Below are 25,338 nucleotides of genomic sequence, written 5' to 3' on the forward strand. Positions count from 1 at the left end.
GGGTGTAGATCAGCGATCCCGCCGGCCTGTCGAGGTCGTTGGCAGCGAGCCGCTGCAGGGCGGCAAAGGCACCGGGCCCGGAAATCTCGTACTTGGAGAAGGAGCTCTGGTCGATCAGCACGGCGCGCTCGCGCGCGGCCTGGCACTCGGCCGCGACCGGGCCGAACCAGTTGGGCCGGCTCTCGAACGAGGGCTTGTCGATCGCCTCGGTGCCGGGGGCTGCGAACCAGTTGGGCCGCTCCCAGCCGAAGCGCGAGCCGAACACGGCGTTCTTCTGGGCCAGCAGCGGATAGAGCGGCGAGCGCCGGCCGCCGCGCGCGCTCGTGAGTTCCTCGATCGGATAGTGGATCTGGTAGTAGCGCCAGTAGCTGTCGACGCTGCGCTCGGCGAGATAGCGGGCGCTCATGTGGTGGCTGCCGAAGCGGCGGACGTCGAAGGCCCAGAGGTCGAGGCCGGGCTCGCCCTCGACGATCCATTCGGCCATCGCCTTGCCGGCGCCGCCGGACGCGGCGATGCCCGAGGTGAAACCGCAGGCCACGTAGAAATTATCGCGCTCCGGGGCGAGGCCCATGATCGGCTCGCCGTCGGGCGAGATCGGGATCGGGCCGTTGATCACGGTGCGGATGCCGAGCTCGTTCAGGATCGGCAGGCGTTCCGCGGCCGGCAGCAGGAAGGCTTCCAACCGGTCCTGGTTGGCCTGGAAGAGTTCGCGGCCAAAGGAGAAGGGGACGCCTTTGCTGCCGAAGGTCGGAGTGCCCTGCTCCCAGCCGCCGATGGCCAGCGCCCCGGGCTCGGGTTTTAGATAGAAGATGTTGTCGGGATCGCGCAGCGTCGGCAGGCCCCTGGGGATGGCGTCGCTCTTCTCGGTGATCATGTACTGGTGCTCGACCGCACCGGCCGGAACTTCCACGCCTGCCATCCTGGCCACGTCGCGCGCCCAGATGCCGGCGGCATTGACCACGATCTCGCAGTCAATCGGGCCCTGGTCGGTGAGCACGCGCTTGACGCGCCGGCCGTCGAATTCGAAGCCCTGCACCAGCACGCCCTCGACGATGCGCACACCGCCCGCGCGTGCGCCCTTGGCGTACGCCATGGTGAGGCTGGAGGGTTCGACCGAGCCGTCGTTGGGCACGAATACCGCGCCCACGACGCCGCCCAGCGTGATCAGCGGGAATTTTTCCTGCGCTTCCTTCGGGCTGAGCGTGTGCAGCTCGAAGTCGAAGCTGCGCGCCGTCGTCGCCATGCGCTTGAGCTCGCTCCAGCGTTCCGGGGAGGAGGCGAGCCGGAGGCTGCCGACCGGCTTCCATTCCGTCGCCTGTCCGGTCTCGGCTTCCAGCCGGCCGTAGAGCTGGGCGCTGTACTGCATCAGGCGCGTGAGGTTGCGCTTGCTGCGCAGTTGCCCCACCAGGCCGGCGGCGTGCCAGGTCGAGCCGTGCGTCAGCCCGCTCTTCTCCAGCACGACGACGTCGCGCTGGCCCATCTTGGCCAGGTGATAGGCGATGGAGCAGCCGACCGCGCCGCCGCCGATGACGACGATGCGGGCCTGAGACGGAACGGTCACGTCCTGAGCTCGCCGAGATACCAGTCGAGGAAATGCGCCACGTTGCGTTCACGCACGAGAGAGTAGGGGCCGGGCGTATAGGCCAGGGAGCTGACGCCAGCCTGCTGGTCCTCGCAGATCTTCCAGTCCTGCTTGTTGGTGAGGTCCCAGATCGGCAGCAGGCGATCGAGCGTATAATCCTTGCCCTCGACCGCCTTCTCGTCGACCAGCCAGTAGCCGCGGACGTGGGTTTCGTCGGGTCCGATCGGCGTCAGCCGCGCGGCAGCGGCATAGTCGCAATTGGTGTGCTGCCAGAAGTTGGGGAACACGGTGGTGCGCAAGGTGCCGGAGTCCCATTCCTTGATGTCACCCATCAGGCAGGACAGCGGCTTGCCGTCCATGCTTTGCGTCACGAAGCCCTCGACCACCGGCGTGCGATGGCAGCGCCACGACACGCCGGTCATGGTCGAGAGCGCGTCGCCCTCGTCGAGGCCGAGGGCGCGGAAGCGGGCGTTGGCCCGGGCCACGATGGCGTCCATGCCGGGCTGCAGCGAGGGATCGAGCATGGCGGCGTCACGCTGCACGTCGTAGGCGGCGGTGTTGTATTCCTTGTGGTTGGGCGGGCAGTGGTAGCATTCGCGGTTGTTCTCGAACACGATCTTCCAGTTCGCCTTCACGATATAGTCGACCTGATGTGCGATCTTGGCGCGGCCGATGGCGTGCGGCGCCATCTTGCGGCGGATGGTGGCCAACGCCTCGGAAAAGTCCGGCGGCTGGTCGCTCAAGGAGACGAACAGCAGGCCGGCGGCATCCACGATCGCCACCGGCTTCAGCGACAGGCTTTCCTTGTCGACGCCGAACTCGCGGCGCGTGTCGAGCACCAGGGCGCCGTCGAGCTCGTAGGTCCAGCGGTGATAGGGGCAGACCAGCCGGTGGGCATGGCCCTGCTCTGTGCTGCAGATCCGGGAGCCGCGATGGCGGCAGACGTTGTGGAAGGCGCGGATCTCGCCGGCGCGGCCGCGCACGACGATGATCGATTCGGTCCCCACCTGGTAGGTGAAGTAGTTGCCCGGCTTGGGGACCTGGAAGGCGTAGCCGGCGAACAGCCAATGGCGGTGCTGGATGCGCGCCAGGTCGGCGGCAAAGACCTCCGGGGCCGTGTAAAACGCCCGTTCCAGGGGGCCGCCGGGCTTGTGCCGGGCGACCAGCTGGGTAATTTCCGGCGACAGTGAGTGACGCGCCGACAGCGCCGTGCCGTCCATTCTGGCTCTCCTCTTGCTAGGCAACCGTAGCATGACGGCCTTGCCCATCCCCATCCTCATGTTAAGGTTTTATGAAGGGCGGCACGCTGGGGATAGGTGCTGTCACGGATGCGTCATGGGGCGCGTGTAGCGAGGCGACCGGAATGTCGCCGGACGGGGAGATAAAAATGGGCAAGACTTCAATTCTGCGACGCGTGGTGCTGGCCGGTGCGACCGTGCTCGCGGCCGCCGGCTTTGGCGGCAACGCCTGGGCGCAAAAGACCAAGCTGACGGTCTACACGGCGCTCGAGAACGAGCAGCTCGAACCCTTCAAGAAGGCCTTCGAGGCCGACAATCCCACGATCGAGATCGCCTGGGTGCGCGATTCGACCGGCGTGGTGACGGCCAAGCTGATCGCCGAGAAGGACAATCCCCGCGCCGACGCGATCTGGGGCCTCGCCGCCTCGAGCGTCGGCCTGTTCGCCAGCATGGGCATGATCGAACCCTACACGCCGGCCGGCGCCGCGGCGCTGAAGCCGATGTTCAAGAGCGGCAAGAACCCCGAGATCTGGGTCGGCATGGACGCCTATCTCGCCGTGCTGTGCTTCAACACCGCCGAAGCTGCCAAGGGCAAGAAGGCCAAGCCCACGAGCTGGGCCGATCTCACCAAGCCCGAGTACAAGGACTCGATCGTGATGCCGAACCCGGCCTCGTCTGGCACCGGCTATCTCACGGTCGCGGGCTGGCTCACCATCATGGGCGAGGACGCGGGCTGGAAGTTCATGGACGCGCTGCACCAGAACGTGGCGCAGTACCTCCACTCCGGCTCGGCGCCCTGCGTGCAGGCCGCCAAGGGCGAACGCCTGATGGGCATCGGCTTCGACATGCGCGGCGCCACAGAGAAGACCAAGGGTGCGCCGATCGACCTGATCGTGCCCAAGGAAGGCCTCGGCTGGGAGATGGAAGTCACGGCCATCATGAAGGGCACCAAGAACCTCGAGGCGGCCAAGAAGCTCGCCGACTACTCGGCCTCGCTCAAGGCCAACGAGATGTACGGCAAGTACTACGCCATCGTCGCCAACCCGGCCGTCAAGTCGATGCCGGCCAACTACCCGCCCGACGGCGAGAAGATGATGGCCAAGATGGATGTCGAGTGGATGGCCAAGAACCGCGCGCGCATCCTCGCGGAATGGACCAAGCGCTACGACGGCAAGTCGGCGCCGAAGGCCAAGTGATCGGCCTCCCGCAGGCCGCATGACGAACTACCTCGAGGTTCGCAACCTCTCCAAGCGCTTCGGCGACTTCTCAGCTCTCGGCGATATCTCTCTCGATATCGCCGAGGGTGAATTCGTCTGCTTCCTCGGGCCCTCGGGGTGCGGCAAGACGACCTTGCTGCGCGCCATCGCAGGCCTCGACCCGCAGACCTCGGGCACGATCCGGCAAAAGGGCCGCGACGTCTCGGGATTGCCGCCGGCCCAGCGCGATTTCGGTATCGTCTTCCAGTCCTACGCGTTGTTTCCCAACCTCACGGTCACCGACAACGTCGGCTACGGGCTGGTCAGTCGCCGCCAGGCGCGGGCGACGATCGCCCGTCGCGTCGACGAGTTGCTGGCATTGGTCGGACTGCCCGATTCGGGATCCAAATATCCCGCCCAGCTCTCGGGTGGCCAGCAGCAGCGCGTGGCGCTGGCGCGCGCGCTTGCGACCTCGCCCGGCCTGCTGCTGCTCGACGAGCCGCTGTCGGCGCTCGACGCCCGCGTGCGGTTGAGGCTTCGTCACGAGATCAAGGCCCTGCAGCGGACGCTCGGTGTCACCACCATCATGGTGACGCACGATCAGGAGGAGGCGCTCACCATGGCCGACCGCATCGTGGTGATGAACCACGGTGCCATCGAACAGGTGGGCACCCCGCAGGAGATCTACCGCCAGCCGGCAACTGCCTTCGTCGCCGACTTCGTCGGCTCGATGAATTTCCTCAGCGGAACGCTCGAGGCGCCGGAGCGCGTCAAGATCGGCGGCCGCGCCTTCGCCTGTCCGGCCCAGGACGGCCTGGCGGTGGGCACGGCCGTGCGGCTCAGCATCCGGCCCGAGGATGTCCGGGTCCGCGATCTGCCGGCCGACATCGCCAACCGGGTGGCAGTCGACGTGGCCGAACTCGATTTCGTCGGCGCCTTCTGCCGCGCCACGCTCAAGGTGCAGGGCGACAGCGATGTCGCCCTGGTGGCGGATTTCTCGAGCAACCTGATCCGCGACCTCGGCGTCGCGATCGGCAGCCGTCTCGACGTCGCCCTGCCCCCCGATCGGGTCAGGGTCTACGCCGCGTGAGGGGGCCGGGGTGAGCCTCACGACCTCGGCACCGAAGATCGGCCTGCGCCTGAACCTGTCGCGCGACGACCTGCTGATGCGCGGCGGCCTGGTCGCCCTGGCGGGGGTTCTGCTGCTGATCGTCGGCCTGCCGCTGTGGGCGCTGCTGGCCAAAGGCTTCCAGGACGGCGATGGTCGCTATGTCGGGCTCGCCAACTACGTTTCGTATTTCTCGACGCCGGCGCTCTTCAACTCGGCGCTCAACAGCCTCCACGTCGCCGCGGTCTGCACCGCGATCGTGGTGCCGGTCGCCTTCCTTTACGCCTATGCGCTGACCCGGGCCGCGCTGCCGGCGAAATGGCTGTTCCAGGGCATTTCGCTGATCCCGATCTTCGCACCCTCGCTGTTGCCCGGCCTGGCGCTGGTCTATCTGTTCGGCAACCAGGGCTTCTTCAAGGGCCTGATCGGTGGCTCGATCTACGGCTTCGACGGCATCGTGATCGCCCAGGTCTTCTACTGTCTGCCGCACGCCATCATGATCCTGGTGACGGCGCTCGCGACTGCCGATGCGCGGCTCTACGAGGCAGCCGACGCGCTGGGCGCCTCCAAGCTCCGCGTCTTCTTCACCGTCACCCTGCCCGGGGCGAAATACGGCCTGATCAGTGCCGCGCTGGTGGTGTTCACCCTGGTGATCACCGATTTCGGCATCGCCAAGGTGATCGGCGGCAACTTCAACGTGCTGGCAACCGACGTCTACAAACAGGTGATCGGCCAGCAGAATTTCTCGATGGGCGCCGTTGTCGGCATGGTGCTGCTGGCGCCGGCGGCGCTCGCCTTCGTGGTCGACCACCTGGTGCAGAGGAAGCAGGTGGCGCTGCTCACCGCGCGCGCCGTGCCGCTCGTCCCCAAGCCCAAGTTCGGCCGCGACCTGTTCTTCACGGCGTTCTGCACCCTGGTCTCGGCCGGCATCCTCGCCATCCTCGGCATGGCCGCCTGGGGATCGCTGATCAAGTACTGGCCCTACAACCTCAGCCTGACGCTGGCCAACTACGAGTTCGCGAATTTCGACTCCAACGGCTGGGAGTCCTATTTCAACTCGCTGCGCATGGCGGCAGGCGCGGCGATCGCCGGCACGGCACTGATGTTCGTGGGCGCGTGGCTGAACGAAAAGACCAAGGGCTTCGGCGTGGTGCGCAGCGCTGTCCAACTGCTCGCCTTCCTGCCGATGGCGGTCCCCGGCATCGTGCTGGGACTGGGCTACATCTTCTTCTTCAACGCCCCCAACAACCCCCTCAACTTCCTCTACGCCACCATGGCGATCCTGGTGATCAACACGGTGGCGCATTTCTACACGGTGGGCCATCTCACGGCGACGACGGCGCTGAAGCAGATCGATCCCGAGTTCGAATCGGTGTCGGCTTCGCTCAAGGTCCCGATCTGGAAGACCTTCGGCCGCGTGACGGCGCCAATCTGCCTGCCGGCCATCCTCGACATCGCGATCTACCTGTTCGTCAACGCCATGACGACGGTGTCGTCGGTGATCTTCCTCTACGCCCCCGACACCAAACTTGCCTCCGTCGCGGCGGTGAACATCGAAGAGACCGGCGCCACGGCCGCCGCGGCCGCGCTCTGCCTCGTCATTGTGGCGACGTCGGCCTCCGTGAAGGCGCTGCATCTGCTGGCGGACCGCTTCCTGCTCGGCCGCCTGCAGGCCTGGCGGAGACGCTGAGCGACGAGGGGAGAGAGCCATGCAGATCGATCAATTCGCCGTCGCGGCCGGGCACGTCGTCGAACTGGCCGGTGTGGTGGTCCTGGTCGCCGGCGCCGCGGTCGCTTGCGGCGTGTGCCTGCTTCGGCTGATGCGGGGGACCTCCTTCCAGGACTCTTACCAGGAACTGCGGGCCGATCTCGGCCGTGCGATCCTGCTCGGCCTCGAATTCCTGGTGATTGCCGACATTATCGGCACGGTCGCCGTCGAGCCGACGCTGCAGAATCTCGGCGTGCTCGCGGTCATCGTGGCGATCCGCACGCTGCTCAGCTTCGCGCTGGAGCTCGAGGTGAGCGGGCGCTGGCCCTGGCAACGGAACCGGGAAGGGACGAACGCAAAAGGCCCATGAAGCAGCTCCGCATTCCCGCCGTCTACATGCGTGGCGGCACCAGCAAGGGTGTTTTCTTCCTCGCCCAAGATCTGCCGTCGGAGCCGGAGGCACGCGACCGTATCCTGATGCGTGTGATCGGCAGCCCCGACCGCTACGGCAAGCACACCGACGGCATGGGCGGGGCGACCTCGAGCACCAGCAAGGTCGTCATCATCTCCCGGTCCGAGCGCGAGGGCTGCGATGTCGATTATCGCTTCGGCCAGGTGGCGATCGACGCGCCGGTGATCGACTGGTCGGGCAATTGCGGCAACCTGAGCGCCGCCGTCGGCCCGTTTGCCCTCAGCATGGGCCTGGTCGAGGGGCCGGCCGATGGTACCGCGACGGTAAACATCTGGCAGGCCAACATCGGGAAGAAGATCGTCAACCACGTGACCATGCAGGGTGGCGAGGTGCAGGAAACTGGCGGCTTCGAGCTCGATGGCGTGGCCTTCCCGGCCGCCGAGGTGAAGGTGGAGTTCCTCGATCCCGCGGCGGACGAGGAAGGCGACGGCGCCGGGGGCGCGATGTTTCCGACCGGCAATCGCCTCGACACGCTGGATGTGCCGGGCGTCGGCAGGATCGAGGCGACGCTGATCAACGCCGGCAACCCGACGATCTTCGTCGATGCCGGCAGGCTCGGCCTGAAAGGTACGGAACTTCAGGGCGACATCAACGGTGACAAGGCGTTGCTGCGGCGCGTCGAGGCCGTGCGCGCGCTCGGAGCCGTCGCCATGGGGTTGGTCGCCACGACCGAGGAGGCGACACAGAAGCGGCCGCACACGCCCAAGCTCGCGTTCGTGGCCAAGCCCGCCCCTTACACGGCGTCGGATGGCCGTGCTGTCGAGGCCGGCTCGATCGACCTGCTGGCCCGCATCTTCTCCATGGGCGTGCTGCACCATGCGATGACCGGCACGGGGGCGGTCGCCATCGCGGCCGCCGCGGCGATCCCCGGCACGGTCGTTTCGCGCCTGGCGCCGACCGGGGCCGATGGCCGCGTGCGCTTCGGCCATCCTTCGGGAACGCTGAGCGTCGGCGCCGAGGCCGGCGAAGAGGGCGGGCAGTGGACGGTGCGCAAGGTGATGATGAGCCGCTCCGCCCGCCGGCTGATGGAGGGCTGGGTGCGTGTGCCCGATGCCTGACCGCTACGATGTCGTCATTGTGGGTGGCGGCGCGATGGGATCGTCCGTCGCCTACCATCTCAAGAGCGATCCAAACTTCTCCGGCACAGTCGCGGTGGTGGAGCGAGATCCCAGTTACGCGCGAGCTTCGTCGGCATTGTCGGCGAGTTCGATCCGCCAGCAGTTCTCGACGCCACTCAACATCCATCTCTCGCGCTACGGCATTGGCTTCCTGCGCCGCGCGCCGGAGCTGCTGGGTGTCGATCTGGGCCTGAAGGAGCCGGGCTATCTCTTCCTCGCGTCGCCGGCAGGTGAGGCGGTGCTGCGCGCCAACCACGCGGTTCAGCGCGGCGAGAAATGTTCGGTCGAGCTGCTCGAACCGGCGGCACTGGCGGCGCGGTTTCCCTGGATCTCGACCGACGGCATCACGCTCGCCTCGCATGGCACCGCCAACGAGGGCTGGTTCGACGGCCCGGCGCTGATGCAGGGCTTTAGGCGCAAGGCACGCGAGCTCGGCGCCGAGTACATCGCTGACGAAGTGATGGAACTGGTGCCGAACGCGGTCACCTTGCGTTCAGGACGAAGGATCGAGGCCGGCACGGTCGTGCTGGCGGCGGGGCCATGGTCGGGGCAGGTGGCGGCGACGGCCGGCATCGCGCTGCCGGTCGAGCCCAGGCGGCGCTCGGTGTTCGTCGTGGATGTCCGTGAGCCGCCGGGTCTCACCCCGCTCACCATCGATCCGTCGGGCGTATGGTTCCGGCCCGAGGGCCGCTTCTATCTTGCCGGTACGACGCCGGCCGCCGGCAACGATCCGGCCGAGCCGCCGCTCGAAGTGCAGCATGCCGAATGGGACGACATGGTCTGGCCGGCGCTGGCCGGGCGGGTGCCGACCTTCGAGGCGGCCAAGGTGGTGAATTCGTGGGCGGGTTACTACGAGTACAACATCTTCGACCAGAACGGCATCGTCGGTCGACATCCCGGGATCGAAAGCCTGATCTTCGCTACCGGCTTTTCCGGCCACGGCATCCAGCAGTCGCCGGCCGTCGGCCGCGCCGTTGCCGAGCTGATCGTGCATGGCAGCTATCGCACGATCGATCTCAGTCCCTTCGGTTATGAACGCATATCCGCAGGGCGGCCTATCCGGGAGCTGAACGTGGTGTGATACTCTCGCCACAACGCGAGGAGAATGACGTGCCCGATCAAGCCTTGGTCAATTCGGATCTGCAGTCCGCGCTCATCGAGGCGCGCCAGGCCTATGCCGACCGCAATCCAAAAAGCCTCGGCCGTCACCACGAGGCCTGTGAGGCGATGCCGGGCGGCAACACCCGCACCACGTTGCACAACTCGCCATTTCCACTCACCGTCGTGCGCGGCGAGGGCTGCCGCCTGTGGGACGCCGACGGCCACGAATACATCGACGTGCTGGGCGAATATACCGCCGGCATCTACGGCCACTCGCATCCGGTGATCCGCGCCGCCATCGACCGCGCGCTCGATCACGGCTGGAACTACGGCGGCCGCAACGCCAACGAGGCCAAGCTCGCCAAGATGATCGCCGACCGCATGCCCTCGATCGACCTGGTGCGCTTCACCAACTCCGGCACCGAGGGCAATGTGATGGCGCTCGCCGGCGCCCGCGTCTTCGCCCAGCGCAAGGGGCGGACCAAGGCCACCAAGGTCATGGTGTTCCACGGCGGCTACCACGGCGGCGTGCTCTATTTCGTGAGCGGCGGCAGCCCGGTGAACATCCCCTACGAGTTCGTCGTGGCGCCCTACAACGACATCGAGGGCACGCGCGCACTGCTGGCCAGGCACGGCGAGGAATTGTTCGCGGTCCTGCTCGAGCCGATGCAGGGCAGCCACGGCTGCCTGCCGGGCGACGTCGGATTTCTGAAGATGGTGCGCGAGGAGACGAAGTCTCGCGGCATCACCATGATCTTCGACGAGGTCATGACCTCGCGTCTGGCGCCGGGCGGCTTGCAGGAGAAACACGGCGTCATTCCCGACATGACGACGCTCGGCAAATACATCGGTGGCGGCATGTCGTTCGGCGCCTTCGGCGGCCGGCGCGACATCATGGAGCTGTTCGACCCGACCAAGGCCGACTCGCTGCCCCACGCCGGCACCTTCAACAACAATGCGCTCACCATGGCGGCAGGCGTCGCGGGCTACGGAGAGGTTTACACGCCCGCGGCGGCGGCGGAGCTCAATGGCCGCGGCGAGAAGATCCGCGAGCGGCTGAACGCGATCTGCGCCAGGAACAAGGTGGCGTTCCAGTTCTCCGGCATCGGCTCGATGATGACGGCGCATGCCACGTCGCGGCCGATCCGGACCGCGGCCGACATCGCCGCCGGCAGCCAGGACGCCAAGGAGCTGTTCTTCTTCGATATGATGGCGGCGGGCATCTGGATCGCGCGGCGTGGCTTCGTGGCGCTCAACGTCATGATCGGCGAGGCCGAGGGTGACCGCTTCGTGGCAGCGGTCGAGGAATTCGTGACGGCGCGCAAGGCGCTGTTGCAGGCGAAATGACCGACCCGAAGGACTTCCCCCAGCCGGTCTCCGGCACGGTCACCCCGCGTTTCGGCGACGTCGCCACCTTCATGCGCCTGCCGCTGTTCCGCGATCCGGCCGAGGTCGAGATCGGCATGGTAGGCGTGCCGTGGGACGGCGGCACCACCAACAGGCCGGGCGCGCGGCACGGCCCGCGCCAGATGCGCGATCTTTCCACCATGATGCGCCGTGTTCATCACGTGACGGGCGTGGCGCCCTATGAATTGGCCAAGTGCGGCGATCTCGGCGACGCGCCGGTCAATCCTGCCAGCCTCGACGATTCGCTGGAACGGATCGAAAAGCATTTCGCCAGGATCCACGCCGCCGGCACCGTGCCGTTGTCGGCCGGCGGCGACCATCTCGTCACGCTGCCCATCATGCGCGCCATCGCTGGCGCCGGGAGCAGGAACCGGCCGCTCGGCATGGTACATTTCGACGCCCACAGCGACACCTGGGACACCTATTTCGGCGGCTACAAATACACCCATGGCACGCCGTTCCGCCGCGCCGTCGAGGAGGGGCTACTGGACCCCAAGCGCGTAGTGCAGATCGGCATCCGCGGCTCGCTCTACAAGCGCGACGACAACCAGTGGGCGGTCGACCAGGGCATGCGGGTGATCACCATCGAGGAGTATTTCGACCTGGGTGTCGACAAGGTGATCGCCGAGGCCCGCCGCGTGGTGGGCAGCGGCCCCACCTATGTCAGCTTCGACGTCGACGGCCTCGATCCGGCCTTCGCGCCGGGCACCGGCACACCCGAGATCGGCGGTTACACGCCGCACGAGGCGCAGCGCATGCTGCGCGGCCTGCGAGGGCTCGACATGGTGGGTGGCGACGTCGTCGAAGTCTCGCCACCCTTCGACATGAGCGGCAACACCGCCCTGGTCGGCGTCACCATGATGTGGGAGATCCTCTGCCTGCTAGCCGAATCAGTGGCCAAGCGGAAGAAGCGGACTCCCTAACGAATCAGGTCGGCCGCGCGCATCTCCGCTTCCGTCAGCTGTCTATCCGGCGGATGGATGTAGAGGCCGTCCTTATAGTAGGGTGTCGGGATCACGAGATCCATCTGCGGTGGCGATGCGAATCCGCCCATCATGGACGGCCCGCGTTCCGCCGTGCTGCGGTGGCCATGCACGATTCCGCAAGGCGCCAGGATCACGTCGTTTTCCTCGGCGTCGATCCAGCCGATCCCGCCGATGAAGAACTGGCCGGATCCACTCCACATCACCAGGAATTCGTCTGAGACCGGGTGCTTGTGGCTGATGTCGTCGACGCCGGTTCCGCAGTAGGCATAGTTGAAGCCGACGAGGCGGGTGCCTGCGCCGGGCCACAGGACGAGGCGCATCGGCAGGCCGATTCCCGTGAAGGCTGCGCCTTCGAGCACGTTGAACAGCGCCCCCCTAGCCCTTACGTCTTCCGGCGCGAGGTTCTGGGCTCGAACGGCGGGCTGATCGTCGTTGAAGGTCATCTGCTGCGGTGGCGGCGGCTCGACGCGGGGGGCGTTGATCGCAGCCTTTTCAATCGACTCGAAGTTCATCACGCCGAGCCGGTTGTTGTAGTAGCTGCCTTCGGCATAGAGGTCGAACTGGGGAGGGCAGATCTGATGGACCAGGATCGCATCGGCGCGGTTCGTCGCCGGATTTCGAATCTGGCGGTCCAGGCCTTCCGGGACATAGGCGATGTCGCCGGGTTTGAGGGTGACCCATTGGCCGCGCAGCCAGACTTCGGCAGATCCGTAGCGGCAGAGGATCGCCTCCTCGGCCAGACCGTAGGTGTATCGGTCGCTCTGCTGGCCGGGCTTCACCGTCGTCACATGGACGGCTTCGGTCTGGAAACCCGTGCCCGGCCAGGCCAGCAGCCTGGTGTCCAGGCCATGCGCCGTGATCGACACTCCGTCGAAGAGGTTGCCGATGGCACCTTCGGTCCGGATCTTCCGGGCGCTTCGGTAGCGGGCGCGCAGCTCGTCGGGAATCATCGCGATACTCCTTGCGATCGGGCGTCAGGCGGCCAATTCGAGGATTTGCTTCACCTCGGCCGGCGTCGGGATGGGCCGAGGGTTGCGCGGGATCCAGGGCGTGCCCATCGCCTGCTGGGCGATGCGGTCGAAATGCTCCTTGCCGATCTTCACTTCGGAAAGACTTCTAGGCATGCCGAGGCCGCGGATGAATTGGTCGAGCACGTCGCCGGCGTCCTTGCCGGGACGGCCCATGGCGTTGGCGATCAGCGCCTGACTATCGGCGTTGGCCGATTTGTTCCAGCGCATGACCGAAGGCAGCATGATGCAGGAAGTGTGGCCGTGCGGCACGTCGAACACCGCGCCCAGCACGTAGCCGATGCCGTGGCTGGCGCCCATCGGCACGCCGGCCGCGAGGCCACCCATCGAGAGCCATGAGCCGATCTGGCAGTCGAGCCGGGCCTTCATGTCGGTCGGGTCGGCCTTCACCCGGGGCAGGCCGCGCGCCAGCAGGGAGAGGCCATGCAAGCCCGAGGCGTTGGTGAATTCCGTCGATTCGTTGGAGCACACGCCCTCGACGCAATGATCGACGGCGCGGATGCCGGTCGACAGGAACAGCCACATCGGCGTATGGCGCGTCACCTCGGGATCGAGGATCACGGCCTGCGGGATGGTGAGCGGATGGCGGAACAGCTCCTTCACCCGGGTCGCCTCGTTGGTGACGCCGGCGATGCCGGAGAATTCGCCGGCCGACAGCGTCGTGGGAATGGAGATCTGCCGCACCGTCGGCGGTTTCACGTCGGTGGCGCGGATCATGTCCATGTCTTCGACACTCGCGATGTCGTTGGCGAGGCAGAGCTGAACCGCCTTGGCGCCGTCGGTGATCGAGCCGCCGCCCAGGGTAACGATCAGGTCGGCCCGCGCCTCGCGGGCCTGGGCAGTCGCGGCGACGATGGCCGAGCGCGGCGAATGGGCCGGCATCCTGTCGAAGGTTCCGACGCACTTGTTGCCGAGCGCTCGGCGCACCTTCTCGACCTCGTCGGTCTGCCGGTTGAGCGTGCCGCTCACCATCAGGAACACGCGCTCTGCGCCATGTGTCTTCACCAGCTCTGCGACCGATTGCGCCGCCGGCTTGCCGTAGTGGACTTCCTCCATGTCGGTGAAAACGACGCGGCCCGATGTCAGCATTGTGTCCTCCCTTGAGGCGGTATTTTGCTATCTTGGCGACCTGACCACCAAGGAAAAGACATGACCGGCACACGGGATGGCGCCATCGGGCGCGCGGAGAAATATTTCGACGACGGCGGCTTCCTCGAGGAGCTGCAGCGGCGGGTGGCGATCCCCACCACCAGCCAGGAGACCGACTCCATGCCGGCCCTGCAGAAATACGTCTCGGGCGAGATGACGGAGTCGCTCTCCAAGCTCGGCTATGCGTGCGAAGTGCAGCCCAACCCGCGCGCCGAATACGGCCCGTTCCTGATCGCCCGCCGGATCGAGGACCCCGCCAAGCCGACAGTCCTTACCTATGGCCACGGCGACGTGATCCGCGGCCAGGACGAGCAATGGCGCGCCGGCCTGTCGCCGTGGAAGATCGTGATCGAGGGCGATCGCATGTATGGCCGCGGCACCGCCGACAACAAGGGCCAGCACACGATCAACATCGCCGCACTCGCCTGCGTACTGCAGGAGCGCGGCTCGCTGGGCTTCAATTCGACGATCCTGATCGAGACCGGCGAGGAAACCGGCTCGCCCGGTCTCGCCGCTTTCTGCAAGGCCAACAAGGCGGCGCTCAAGGCCGACGCGCTGATCGGCTCGGACGGGCCGCGCCTCGACCATCGCCGGCCGACCATCTTCGGCGGCACGCGCGGCACCATGAACTTCAACCTCAAGCTCACGATGCGCGAGGGCGGGCACCATTCGGGCAACTGGGGCGGGCTTTTGGCCAACCCCGGCATCATCATGGCCCATGCGCTGGCCACCATCACCGACGCGCGCGGTCAGATCAAAGTGCCGGAGTGGCGGCCCACGACGCTCACCAACTCGGTGCGGGCTGCACTCGCTGACGCCGTCGTCGATGCCGGCGAAGGCGCGCCCGAGATCAACGAGGACTGGGGCGAGAAATCGTTGACGCCGGTGGAGCGCGTGTTCGGCTGGAACAGCTTCGAGGTGCTGGCCTTCAAGACCGGCAACCCCGACCGGCCGGTGAACGCCATTCCGCCCAGCGCCGTTGCCTATTGCCAGCTGCGCTTCGTCGTTGGCACCGATCCGCACGACATCATCCCGGCCCTGAAACGCCATCTCGACAAGCACGGCTTTGGCCAGATCGAGATCGAGCAGGCGCGCGACGTGATCATGAATGCGACGCGGCTCGATCCAGAGAACCCGTGGGCAAAATTCGCCTCCGCCTCGATCGAAAAGACCGGCGGCCAGAAGCCCAACATGTTGCCCAATCTCGGCGGCTCGCTGCCCAACGAGGTTTTCACCGACATTCTCGGCCTGCCGACGGTCTGGGTGCCGCATTCCTACGCTGCCTGCTCCCAGCATGCGCCGAACGAGCATCTGCTGGCACCCGTCGCGCGCGACGGGCTGCGGCTGATGACCGGCATTTTCTGGGACCTCGGCGCGCAGGGCCGTCCGGGATAGGCTGCCGGCATGCTGTCCGCTGACGAGGCCGCCGACCTGATCGAAGCCATCGCGTCCCGGCAGGATCGCGCGGCTTTTGCCACGCTGTTCCGCCATTTTGCGCCGCGGGTGAAGGCCTTCATCATCCGGGGTGGCACCGATGCAGAGACCGCGCAGGAAGTGGCCCAGGAGTCGCTGGTCATGGTGTGGCGGAAGGCCGCCAGCTTCGACCGCCTCAGGGCGTCGGCGGTCACCTGGATCTACACCATTGCCCGCAACAAGCGGATCGACCTGCTGCGCCGCAGCGCCCGGCCGATCGATACCGAGGACTGGCTGGTGGTCTATGCGCCGGAAGGCGAGGACGCCGACAAATCCGTCCTGGCCGGGCAGACGTATACGAGGGTGAAGGAACTCCTGGGCGGGCTGTCGGAAGATCAGCTGGTGGTGATCCGGAAGGCGTTTTTCGAGGATAAGACGCATACGGTCATCGCCGCGGAACTGAAACTGCCCCTGGGAACGGTAAAATCCCGCATTCGCCTGGCGCTGGGGCGCCTGCGGGAAGCGTTGGAGAAAGACGAGTCATGAGCCGCCATCCGGCCCCCGAAGAGCTGTTGCTGGACTATGCCGCGGGCGCGCTGCCCGACGGGCCGGCACTGGCCGTGGCGCTGCACGCGGCGCTCGACCCGGCCTCCCGGCGCGCGCTCGACCGGCTGAACGCCGTCGGCGGCGCCCTGATCGAGGGCGAGGCCGGGGCGGCGCTGGACGAGGCGGCCTTGGAGAGCGTGCTGGCGCGCCTCGACCGGGTGGCCGTCGAGCCGCGCGCCAAGGCGCCTGTTCGCCGGCCCGGCTTCGAATGGGCGCCGCCGCCCCTGGTCCCCCATCTCCGCCCCGGCATGGGCTGGCGGCGCATCCTGGGCAAATTCGACGAGATCCGGCTCGACGTGCCGGGCGATGCCTACCGGGTGTCGCTGCTGCGGCTGGAGCCGGGCCGCGGCCTGCCGGAGCACAAGCATACCGGCTACGAGTACACGGTCTGCCTGCAGGGCGGCTATACCGACGCCACCGGCAGCTACAGCGTGGGCGACTTCGCCGTCGGGCCCGGCGCCGAGCGACACGAGCCGATCGCCGATCCGGGTGAGCCCTGCATCGCGCTGATCGTGGTCGAGAAGCCGATCGTGCTGACCGGCCCGTGGGGCCGCTTGTTAAATCCGCTGGTCAGGCGCGGTCTTCTCTGACGCGTTGACCGCCAGATGGCTTGCCTTCAGGTTTATCGCCTGAAGGGGAGACCAATGCCGCGCATTCCGTACTACGACGTCGAAAACGCCACGGGCAAGCACGCCGAGTTCCTGGGCAAGCTCAAGCCGACGCTGAACATCTACAAGATGCTGGCCAATTCCGAATACGGAATGAAGGGCTTCATCCGCATGGGAAACGCGCTGCTCTACAAGTGCGAACTCGATCCCGTGTTGCGCGAGCTGGCGATCATCCGCGTCGGCCGACTCAGCCGCGCCGCCTACGAGGTCTTCCAGCACGAGCGCATCGGCCGCGAGGCCGGCGTCGCCGAGGAGAAGATCGCGGCGCTCCGCGACGCCACCATCGAGGCAGCCGTCTTCACCGACAACGAGAAGGCCGTGCTGCGCTACGCCGACGATGTCGTGCGCAACGTCAAGGCGTCGGACAAGACCTTGAAGGCGGTCCAGGCGTTCCTGACGCCGGGCGCGCTGGTCGAGCTCACCCTCACCATCGGCTACTACATGATGGTCAGCCGCTTCCTCGAGACCATGGGCGTCGAGGGCGAGGAAGGCCAGACGGAGTGGCTGAAGACGGCGAAGTTGTAGGCGCAGGAGTAGAGAGATGGCGTATCGCGTCCTGATCGCGCAGTTCATGCACGAGACCAATACCTTCAGCAAACTGCCGACGACGCTGGAGGATTACCGCAAGCGCTGGCTGATCGAGGGCGAGGCGATGGTGCCGCGCTTCACCGGCACCAGGAACGAAGTCGGCGGCTACATCGATTCGGTGAAGAAGTACGGCTGGCAGCCGGTGTGGGCGGGCGCGGCCAATGCCACGCCCTCGGGCAAGCTCACCAAGGAATGCTGGGAGACGATCCGCGACATGATCGTGGGCGCGGCGAAGAAGGCGGGCAAGCTCGACGCCATTTGCCTCTCGCTGCATGGCGCGGCGGTCACGGAAACCGAGGATGATGCCGAAGGCGCGCTGCTCGAGGCGCTGCGCGGCATCGTCGGAACGGACATTCCCGTGGTCGCCACGCTCGACCTGCATGCCAATGCCACCCTGAAGATGGCGAAGCACGCCAACGCGCTGGTGAGCTATCGCACCTATCCGCATATCGACGGCTACGAGCGCGCGGCGCAGGTCGCGGCGCTGGTGCAGGAGGCGCTGGAGGGCAGGAAGAAGCCGCGCTGCCTGCTGGTGCAACCCGCCATGCTGGAAGGCGCCGACCACGGCCGCACGACGCAGCCCGGCCTGATGCGCGACCTGCTGGCCCGGGCCGATGCCTTCGAGAAGGAACCCGGCATCAACGTGGTCAGCGTCCAGGCGGGCTTCACCTGGGCCGATATTCCCTATACCGGCCCGTCGGTGGCGGTGAGTTACGAGCCGGAGGCCGAGGCGCGTGCAAAGGCGGTGGCGGCGGCGATGCTCGACGAGATCTGGAAGCGCCGTAACGAGAGTTCGTCGGACTACCGGCCGATCTCCGATGCGATCGCGGCGGCCAAAGCCGGTGTAGGCAAGGACGGACCTCTGGTCGTGGCCGACGGCACCGACAATCCGGGTGGCGGCGGCTACAACGACACGACGCCCGTGCTGCAGGCGCTGATCGACGCCAAGGTCGAGAACGTGGCCGTTGGCACGATCTTCGATCCCGGTACGGTCCAGCAGGCGATCAAGGCCGGTGTCGGGGCCACGATCGACATCGTGCTGGGTGGCCATACCGACCCGTCGATGGGCGGGCCGGTCAAGGCGAAAGCCCTGGTGAGAATGCTGTCGGACGGCAGCTTCAAGAACGATGGACCGATGAACGCCGGCGTCGAGACCTCGATGGGGCCGACAGCCGTTCTGCGCATCGGCGGCATCGACGTGGTGACCATCTCCAACCGCATCCAGACCATCGATCTGCAGGTCTTTCTGAGCCAGGGCATCGATCCCCGGACCAAGAGCGTCGTGGTGGTGAAGAGTGTGCAGCACTTCCGCGCCGCCTACGCGCCGATCGCGCGCGAGATCGTGCTGGTCGATTCCGGCGGCATCTGTTCGCCCGACATCACGCGTCTGAAATTCACCAAGCTGCGCCGGCCGATCTGGCCGCTCGACGGCGTCAACGATCCCTACGCGGGAGTGCGTGCGTGAGCGTTACCCGCAAGGCGCCGCTACCCGGCGCGTCTTTCGGGGCGACGTTGTGCTTCGGTATCGGCGCAGGCGCGGTGGTCACGGCAGCCGAGCGCGATCCCAAGGCCTTGCCGGCGGCGCTCGCCGAAGCGAAGGGATTGGTGCCGATCCAGGGCATGAACGATATTGCCAGGGATCCCGATCTGCTCATTCGCCTGAGTCGCGTCTTCGGGCCGGAGGTCGAGGACTACCGCAACACGCTCACCGACCTGAAGTCGGTGCATGTGTCGGTGCCCGAGATTCTGCTGGTTTCCAACATGCCGCCGGTCGGCAAGGCGCCGCCCAAGCGGCCCGAGCCGCCGCTCGCTGCCGACGGGCTGATCCCCGTGCAGTACCCGCATCGCAAGGGCTGGCACACCGACCAGAGCTATCGCCGGCCGCCGCCCGACATCTCGCTCTTCTACGCGGTGACGCCGGCCCAACGCGACACGGGCCAGACCCTGTTCGCAAACGGCATCCTGGCCTACGCGGCACTGCCGGCCGCGCTCAAGGCCAAGGTCGACGGGCTCGAAGGCCTGCATGCCCAGCCGGGTTCCGGCCGCTCGCGCGACGCGGCCCTGGCCGGCCGTACGCCGCGCGCCTTCGCCGTCCACGAGCGCTCGCAGCGCCAGCCGGTGGTACGCACGCACCCGGTGACAGGCGAGCGTTCGCTCTACCTCTGCGAATGGGGCCAGATGGATTGGTTCGAGGGGCCGTTCGTCGGCCTCGAGCCCGGCCCGCACGGCGCGGGCGCCGCCCTGCTCGACGAGATCATGGCGCACCTGACGGAGCGACGTTTCTGCTACGCCCATGAATGGACCGAGGGCGATCTCCTGATCTGGGACAACCGCTGTCTCGTCCATGCCGCGACCTGGTTCGACGGCGACAGGGAAGGCCGCCTGATGTGGCGCACCACGGTGCATGGCAATCCCGGCGCGCATTATGCCGGTGAGAAGAAGAGCTGGATCCCGGCCGACGGCCTGACTAGTCAGTAGAGAAGGCTGCTTTCCCGGCGCACGCGGAATCCGTCCAGCGCCGTCGACCACATCGGTGCAATCTCGCGAGGGTCAACTTGTGCCTTGATTGCGGCGAGCGACTCCCGCGAACCGAGCATGCCGATTGTTCGGTCGATCGCGAAACGGTCGCTATGGAGGCGTTGGAGCGCCGACATGAGTTCGATGCCGAGCAACGGACTGTCCAGCCGGTTGCGATCGGTGAGGTGGATACGAACGCCCTGGCAGGGCTGGCCCGCGAATACCCACTCGCGCGGAGTGAACGTCGTGGCCTCGAACCGGACACCGGCAATGGCGCGCCCGCCGAGATGCTGGGCGAGCGCTTTGCCGTCGATCCAGGGTGCGCCCATCACCTCGAAGGGTGTATCTGTGCCTCGGCCGACGCTGACGTTCGCCGCTTCGACCATCGCGACTCCAGGGTAGAGCACCGCCTGCTCGAGACGTCGCAGATTGGGCGATGGCGCCACCCAGGCGAAGCCTGTCTGGTCGAACCACGACGCCCGATCGTAGTGGCGCATCTTTACGACATGCAGTTTGGCGCCGAGTTTCTTCTCCTCGTTGAACAGGCGCGCGAGTTCGCCGATCGTCATGCCGTGGCGCACCGGCAGGGGCAGGTAGGTGATGAATGACACGAGGTCGGCGTCGAGCACGGGCCCTTGCACCGTACTGCCGGTGATCGGGTTGGGCCGGTCGAGCACGAAGAAGTCGAGCTTGTACTGGGCCGCGGCTTCCATGGCGTAGGCCATGGTCGTGGCATAGGTGTAGTAGCGCGTGCCGACGTCCTGCATGTCGAAGACCAGTGCGTCGAGGCCCGTCAGCATGGCGGCTGTCGGCCGCCGTGTCTCGCCATAGAGACTGTGGACCGGCAACCCGGTCGCCTCGTCACGGGCGGAGGCGATCTTGCCTTCGCGTGCGGCGTCGAGGCCGTGTTCTGGACTGAACAGCGCCACAAGCTTCGGACCGGCCGCCGCGTACAGGACGTCGGCAGTGCGCCGGCCCTTGGCGTCCCGGGCCGAGCGGTTGGTGATGAGGCCGATCCGGCGCCCCTCCAACTGGCGGAAGCCTTCGGCTTCGAGCACGTCAACGCCCGACAGAACCTGTTGCCGTGTGCCGCCCGCCATGGCGCCCGCCACGGTGGCAATCCGCCTCAGCATCGGCAGGATATTGCCCTTGCCGTTGGGATGCAGCCTGTTGCTAAGCACGATCAGGAAGCTCTGCGTGTCGGGGTCGATCCAGAGCGCGGTGCCGGTATAGCCCGTATGGCCGAATGAGCGCGGCGAGAAAGACGGTGCGAGAAAGCCCGAATAGGGAGAATCGATGTCCCAGCCGAGGCCACGCAAGGCAGGCCCGCCCGGCGGACTCTGCGGCCGGATCATTGTCGCGATCGATTGTGGGCGCAGGACGGCTGGACCGCCCTTCGTGCCGCCCGACGCCATCATGCGTGCGAACAGCGTGAGGTCGTCGGCCGTGGTGAACACGCCGGCATGACCCGCGACGCCGCCCATGCGGAAAGCGATCGGGTCCTGGACTTCGCCCCAGCGCAGCTCCCCGCGTTCGATGTCGGCCGGCGCGATGCGGTTCTTGAGCGTGGCAGGCGGCTGGAAGCCGGTGTCGCGCATGCCGAGCGGCCGGAAGATGTTGGCGGCAGCATAAGTTTCCAGAGTCTGGCCAGACACGCGCCGCACCAGTTCACCCAGCACGATGAAATCGACATCGCTGTAGACGAATCGCGATCCGGCCGGCGCCAGCGGTCTCAGGGCAACGATTGCATCGAGCGCGCCCTCCGTGCCGGACCAAGCGCGCGTCGGAATGCCAGCCGGCAGGGCGGCATAGTGGGTGAGAAGCTGGCGCACGGTGATGTCGGCCTTGCCGTTGGCCGCGAAGGCAGGCCAGTAGGCGGCGGCCGACTTGTCGAGATCGATCAGCCCGCGTTCGACAAGTTGCTGGATCGCCACCGCCGTGGCCATCACCTTGGTGAGTGAGGCGGCATCGTAGATCGTGTCGACGGTGGCGGGGCTGCGGTTGGGCAGAACCGCACGCTCGCCGTAGGCCTCGCGCAGCACGACCTTGTCGCCGACCCCGACCACGATCACGGCGCCGGGCAGCTTACCGGCCGCAATTTCCTCGCGGACGATGGCACCGATCGCCGCCTTGCCCTCGGCCGGCGTCATCTTTGCGGAGGGCGGCGCGGCCGCGGCCGGCGTCACCGCCGCCGCACACGAGACGACGGCCTGACAGACCAGTCCGACCAGGATCAGGCGCAGCGCCTCAGCGCTTCGCCGGTGCTTTGTCATTGGCTACCTCGGGCTTGATGTCATCGGTCGAATAGACATTGCGCGGGTTCCACAGCATCCAGCCGACCGTGCCGGCATCGTTGGACGCCTTGACCTGCTTGGCGATCTCAACGGCGCCAAACTTCTGGCCGCCGAAGGCATAGTCGGGGAAGGCCTGGAGCCATGGGCGATATCGTACCGTCGTTGTGGCCGTCCTGCTCTTGCACTCTTCGAGCGAGCGATGAACGATTTCGTAGATATGCATGATGGGGTTGGTATGGCCGGGAATGCCGAACTGGAAGCCGGAGGGATAGAGCATGGGCGAGATGTAGTCGACGACGGTCGCAAGGTCTTCCAGGCGCTGGCCGATCCCCGTATCGTTGCGGTTCCAGCAGACGTAGCCGAAAGTATCCAGCGCGATGAAGACGTTGTAGGGCGCGAGCCGCCGTCGTGCCTCGCGCACGAAGCCGGTGATCGCTTCGACGCGCGATGTCTCGGTCGAGGTCTGCGAGTAGGCCGGCCCCACCGCGTCGGGGAAGCGCACATAATCGAACTGGATCTCGTCGAAGCCGGCAGCAGCGGCCTCTTCGGCAACCCCCAGCGTGTAGTCCCAGGCCTCCTTGCGGAACGGGTCGATCCAGGCGAGTCCCTCGCGGTCCTTCCAAATCGCGCCACCAGAGGCGCGGACGGCCCAGTCGGGCCGGGCATTGACCAGCAGGTCGTCCTTGAACACCACGATGCGCGCGATCAGGTAGATTCCCCTGGCCTTGAGCGACGTCGCGAGCGCCTTGAGATCGGGGATGGTGCGCAGCTTGAGCGCACCTGCCTTGGCGGCGAGCGGCAGCGCGCTGGGGTAGGGAATGAGGCCGCGGTCGCCCTTGAGATCGATGACAAGGGCGTTGAGTCCGCTCTTTTGGATCACCTCCAGTGCGGGGTCGAGCAGGAACGGGGCACCGATGCCGTAGACGGTGAGGTAGAGCGCCTTGGGCGCCAGGGGTGTCAGCCGGATTGTCCGGAAGGATTCGTCGCCGGCCGCGATCGTCTCGCGACGATAGCCGGGCGCGCGGACCTGTAGCGGCACGGTCCCGCCGGCGACCGAATACTTTCCCTGCGCGTCGGTGACGACGGCGCCGCCGCCCAACGTGACGGTCGCATTGGCGATCGGAGTGCCCGTCGAGCCGTCGACAACGGTGCCGTCCCGCGTCTCGGCGATGCTCGTCTCCGGCAGAAGGAGCGTGAATACCGCCCCGAGCGCGACGACGACGCGCCACGCGTGCTTCATCTGCTGCCTCATCGTCCACCTTTCAAAAGGGCTTCGAACCGGGCGCCGCGATCGGCGTCGACGACGAGGTAGCGCGGTAGCGTCATGGGCTTGTCGGCGCGCGTGACGGGGCGACGGTCGATCGAAAATGCCGCGACGTAGCCGGCCTCCCGGGCCCATTGCATCAGCTGGTCGTCGTAAATGCCGAATGGCCATGCCAGCGTATCGACCTTGCCGCCCAGGCGCTGTTCAAGAATGGCCTTCGACTTCACGAACTGGTCCCGCACAAGGCGCTCGTAGGCCGGTGCCGGGAGGCGGCGGCGCTCGACATTGAAGTTCGGGTGCCAGAAGGTGTGTGACTGCACATCGACAAGCCCGGATTCCTTCATTTCGGCGAGTTGTTCCCATGTGAGGGCGTAGCTCGCATTCGAGATGGCGGAGGGATAGATGAACAGTGTGACGGGAATGCGGTGACGTCGGATCAGCGGAAACAGGTCCGTGTAGACCGTGCGATGGCCGTCATCGACCGTCAGCACCACGGCGCGGTCTGCCAGCGCGGCCTGGGAATCCTGCAGCGATCCGAGGAGATCGCGCAGAGGGATGACCTTGTGGCCACGCGCTTGCAGCGTCTGCAGCTGGGCTTCGAACACCGGCGTCGTCACGGTCATGTCGTCGGTAACCGCCGGGCCGAATCGGTGATAGACAAGAATTGGAACGTGAAGCGGCGGATCCGCTGCTCTGGCCGCCCCGCCGGCAAACAGCACGGCAGCGGCAATCGCCGTCTTCAGCAGTCCTAGAAGCGGTGGCCCGGATCTGACGGCAGCCAACCGAATGCCGACAAGATTGAACATCGTGAATCGTACCACCAAACAGGGCGGTCAGCTTGATCTTGCGCAAGAACGGCCAACATCGGCCCGGAGGCCGCCCGATCCTACTGCTTGTGGCGGAAGAAGGTCGTCAGCACGAAGCGGCGGCCGCGCGTCACCGGCAGGGCGATGTGCAGCAGTGAGCACGAGAACACGGCCGCCGCGCCGAGCGGCGGGCAGACCCGGACGCCGGCGTATTCTGGAAAGGCGAGTTCGCCGCCGTCGAAATCTTCGTTGAGGTTGAGCGAGACCGCGAAGGAACGATTGGCCGTGGTCGGCGCGCCATTGTCGCGATGGGCGCCGAAGAAGTGCTTGCCCTCGGCGCTGTAGGACAGCACGACGTGGGCGTCGAAGGTGAACTCGCGATCGTAGGCGAAGACCTTGGCGAGCTCGGGGCCGATCCGGTAGGCGAGACGGTCGGAGACCGCCTTCAGCAGCATCGGCTCGACGATCGTATAGTCCTCGGTCCGCTTCAGATGGGACACGTTGACGTTGCCGTAGCGGCTGGAGACGCCGCTGTCCTGGTGGTCGCCCTTGCCCCAGAGGCGGATCAACTGGGTGCAGAAATCCGGCTCGAAGACGCGCGGCAGGACGAGGACCGGGGCCATGGCCGAACGCAGCACCAGATCGGCGCCGCCGTCGGCGCGCACGCTGTCGGCGACGCCGCCGATCGCTTCCGTGGCGGCGAGCAGCGCGCGGGTATCGAAGGTGGTCGCGACCCGCTGGTTGGGATCGAGCGCGATCACGCGCATGCGCAGGCCGGTGGCCGGGCCGAAGCCGATGCCGCCTGCCGGGGCCAGCAGGGCAGTGAGGAACTTCCGCTCTGGATCGCAGAGCAGCAATGGTCCGTCCGTGCCGTCGCCGCCGCCGCCCAGCTTCGGCCAGCGCATGGCAGCGGGCCCTACGCCATTGCCGGCCACCACGACCAGGGAGGTCGAAGCGGTCTTGCAGGTGCCGATCATCTCCTTGAGCTGCTCGCCATCGAGATTGGCGAGGTCGTCGATGGCCAGCAGGGCGACGGGATTGCCGGTGAACGACCAGATGAACTTGCGCAGCTTGCCGTCGAGCCCGGGC

At 66.8% G+C, this 25,338-nt stretch carries 21 protein-coding genes and 1 pseudogene; 14 read left to right on the plus strand and 8 right to left on the minus strand.

Features of this window, described 5'->3' with window-relative positions; all coding sequences use genetic code 11:
* Both EPO55_RS22420 and EPO55_RS22425 read right to left on the minus strand, forming a co-directional pair.
* A partial coding sequence (locus EPO55_RS22420) for an FAD-dependent oxidoreductase (protein ID WP_296339562.1) occupies window positions 1-1,561 on the minus strand: 1,561 nt, incomplete at its 3' end.
* A complete protein-coding gene (locus tag EPO55_RS22425; protein ID WP_296339563.1) occupies window positions 1,558-2,802 on the minus strand; it encodes an aromatic ring-hydroxylating dioxygenase subunit alpha in 1,245 nt (414 codons plus the stop codon). The genes EPO55_RS22420 and EPO55_RS22425, both read right to left, overlap by 4 nt.
* A 167-nt stretch (window positions 2,803-2,969) precedes the next feature.
* Here EPO55_RS22425 and EPO55_RS22430 point away from each other — a divergent pair, with 167 nt between their 5' ends.
* Genes EPO55_RS22430 through speB form a run of 8 tightly spaced genes read left to right on the plus strand, consistent with a single transcriptional unit; the run spans window position 2,970 to window position 11,853 of the window.
* A complete protein-coding gene (locus EPO55_RS22430; RefSeq protein WP_296339564.1) occupies window positions 2,970-4,016 on the plus strand; it encodes a putative 2-aminoethylphosphonate ABC transporter substrate-binding protein in 1,047 nt (348 codons plus the stop codon).
* Window positions 4,017-4,035: 19 nt separating this feature from the next.
* On the plus strand, window positions 4,036-5,106 hold the full coding sequence (locus EPO55_RS22435) for a putative 2-aminoethylphosphonate ABC transporter ATP-binding protein (RefSeq protein WP_296339565.1): 1,071 nt from the start codon (window positions 4,036-4,038) through the stop codon (window positions 5,104-5,106).
* A gap of 10 nt (window positions 5,107-5,116) precedes the next feature.
* Window positions 5,117-6,814 carry a putative 2-aminoethylphosphonate ABC transporter permease subunit gene (locus EPO55_RS22440; RefSeq protein WP_296339566.1) on the plus strand — a complete coding sequence of 566 codons (1,698 nt, stop codon included), beginning with the start codon at window positions 5,117-5,119 and terminating at the stop codon, window positions 6,812-6,814.
* Window positions 6,815-6,833: 19 nt separating this feature from the next.
* A complete protein-coding gene (locus EPO55_RS22445) occupies window positions 6,834-7,202 on the plus strand; it encodes a DUF1622 domain-containing protein (RefSeq protein WP_296339567.1) in 369 nt (122 codons plus the stop codon).
* Window positions 7,199-8,362: a 2-methylaconitate cis-trans isomerase PrpF gene (gene prpF / locus EPO55_RS22450; RefSeq protein WP_296339568.1), complete on the plus strand. Its 1,164-nt coding sequence runs from the start codon at window positions 7,199-7,201 to the stop codon at window positions 8,360-8,362. Before EPO55_RS22445 ends, prpF begins: the two co-directional genes overlap by 4 nt.
* Complete coding sequence (locus EPO55_RS22455; RefSeq protein ID WP_296339569.1) at window positions 8,355-9,503, plus strand: FAD-binding oxidoreductase; 1,149 nt, start codon at window positions 8,355-8,357, stop codon at window positions 9,501-9,503. The genes prpF and EPO55_RS22455 overlap by 8 nt, the downstream gene beginning before the upstream one ends.
* A 29-nt stretch (window positions 9,504-9,532) precedes the next feature.
* Window positions 9,533-10,870, plus strand: a complete 1,338-nt coding sequence (locus EPO55_RS22460; protein ID WP_296339571.1) for an aminotransferase class III-fold pyridoxal phosphate-dependent enzyme — start codon at window positions 9,533-9,535, stop codon at window positions 10,868-10,870.
* Window positions 10,867-11,853, plus strand: a complete 987-nt coding sequence (gene speB, locus EPO55_RS22465; protein WP_296339572.1) for an agmatinase — start codon at window positions 10,867-10,869, stop codon at window positions 11,851-11,853. The genes EPO55_RS22460 and speB overlap by 4 nt, the downstream gene beginning before the upstream one ends.
* Here speB and EPO55_RS22470 read toward each other — a convergent pair.
* Together EPO55_RS22470 and EPO55_RS22475 are read right to left on the minus strand one after the other, a co-directional pair.
* Complete coding sequence (locus tag EPO55_RS22470) at window positions 11,850-12,866, minus strand: cupin domain-containing protein (protein WP_296339573.1); 1,017 nt, start codon at window positions 12,864-12,866, stop codon at window positions 11,850-11,852. The two genes, speB and EPO55_RS22470, sit on opposite strands and share 4 nt — an antisense overlap.
* Window positions 12,867-12,890: 24 nt before the next feature.
* A complete protein-coding gene (locus EPO55_RS22475) occupies window positions 12,891-14,030 on the minus strand; it encodes an iron-containing alcohol dehydrogenase (RefSeq protein WP_296339585.1) in 1,140 nt (379 codons plus the stop codon).
* A 63-nt stretch (window positions 14,031-14,093) separates the two neighbouring features.
* Here EPO55_RS22475 and EPO55_RS22480 point away from each other — a divergent pair, with 63 nt between their 5' ends.
* From EPO55_RS22480 to EPO55_RS22505, 6 genes are read left to right on the plus strand one after another with little or no spacing between them, the layout of a single operon-like run.
* Window positions 14,094-15,488 carry a M20 family metallopeptidase gene (locus EPO55_RS22480; RefSeq protein WP_296339574.1) on the plus strand — a complete coding sequence of 465 codons (1,395 nt, stop codon included), beginning with the start codon at window positions 14,094-14,096 and terminating at the stop codon, window positions 15,486-15,488.
* Between the two features lie 9 nt (window positions 15,489-15,497).
* Window positions 15,498-16,052 (plus strand): sigma-70 family RNA polymerase sigma factor, encoded by a 555-nt coding sequence (locus EPO55_RS22485; RefSeq protein ID WP_296339575.1) that lies wholly within the window; start codon window positions 15,498-15,500, stop codon window positions 16,050-16,052.
* Entirely contained in the window at window positions 16,049-16,702 is a 654-nt protein-coding gene (locus EPO55_RS22490; RefSeq protein ID WP_296339576.1) for a ChrR family anti-sigma-E factor, read from the plus strand. Before EPO55_RS22485 ends, EPO55_RS22490 begins: the two co-directional genes overlap by 4 nt.
* 54 nt (window positions 16,703-16,756) lie before the next feature.
* Window positions 16,757-17,305 carry a carboxymuconolactone decarboxylase family protein gene (locus EPO55_RS22495; RefSeq protein WP_296339577.1) on the plus strand — a complete coding sequence of 183 codons (549 nt, stop codon included), beginning with the start codon at window positions 16,757-16,759 and terminating at the stop codon, window positions 17,303-17,305.
* A gap of 16 nt (window positions 17,306-17,321) precedes the next feature.
* Window positions 17,322-18,833, plus strand: a complete 1,512-nt coding sequence (locus tag EPO55_RS22500) for a M81 family metallopeptidase (protein ID WP_296339578.1) — start codon at window positions 17,322-17,324, stop codon at window positions 18,831-18,833.
* On the plus strand, window positions 18,830-19,846 hold the full coding sequence (locus EPO55_RS22505; protein ID WP_296339579.1) for a TauD/TfdA family dioxygenase: 1,017 nt from the start codon (window positions 18,830-18,832) through the stop codon (window positions 19,844-19,846). Before EPO55_RS22500 ends, EPO55_RS22505 begins: the two co-directional genes overlap by 4 nt.
* Here EPO55_RS22505 and EPO55_RS22510 read toward each other — a convergent pair.
* From EPO55_RS22510 to EPO55_RS22525, 4 genes and pseudogenes are all read right to left on the minus strand, one after another.
* Window positions 19,840-22,158 carry an exo-beta-N-acetylmuramidase NamZ domain-containing protein gene (locus EPO55_RS22510; RefSeq protein WP_296339580.1) on the minus strand — a complete coding sequence of 773 codons (2,319 nt, stop codon included), beginning with the start codon at window positions 22,156-22,158 and terminating at the stop codon, window positions 19,840-19,842. The two genes, EPO55_RS22505 and EPO55_RS22510, sit on opposite strands and share 7 nt — an antisense overlap.
* Window positions 22,133-23,419: a putative glycoside hydrolase gene (locus EPO55_RS22515; protein WP_296339581.1), complete on the minus strand. Its 1,287-nt coding sequence runs from the start codon at window positions 23,417-23,419 to the stop codon at window positions 22,133-22,135. Before EPO55_RS22515 ends, EPO55_RS22510 begins: the two co-directional genes overlap by 26 nt.
* A gap of 8 nt (window positions 23,420-23,427) precedes the next feature.
* A complete protein-coding gene (locus tag EPO55_RS22520; RefSeq protein ID WP_296339582.1) occupies window positions 23,428-24,249 on the minus strand; it encodes a polysaccharide deacetylase family protein in 822 nt (273 codons plus the stop codon).
* 80 nt (window positions 24,250-24,329) lie between these two features.
* Window positions 24,330-25,338 (minus strand): annotated as a pseudogene (locus EPO55_RS22525) (2OG-Fe(II) oxygenase); the annotation flags it as partial.

Source organism: Reyranella sp. (assembly GCF_004296935.1).
In the GTDB taxonomy this organism is placed as follows: domain Bacteria; phylum Pseudomonadota; class Alphaproteobacteria; order Reyranellales; family Reyranellaceae; genus Reyranella.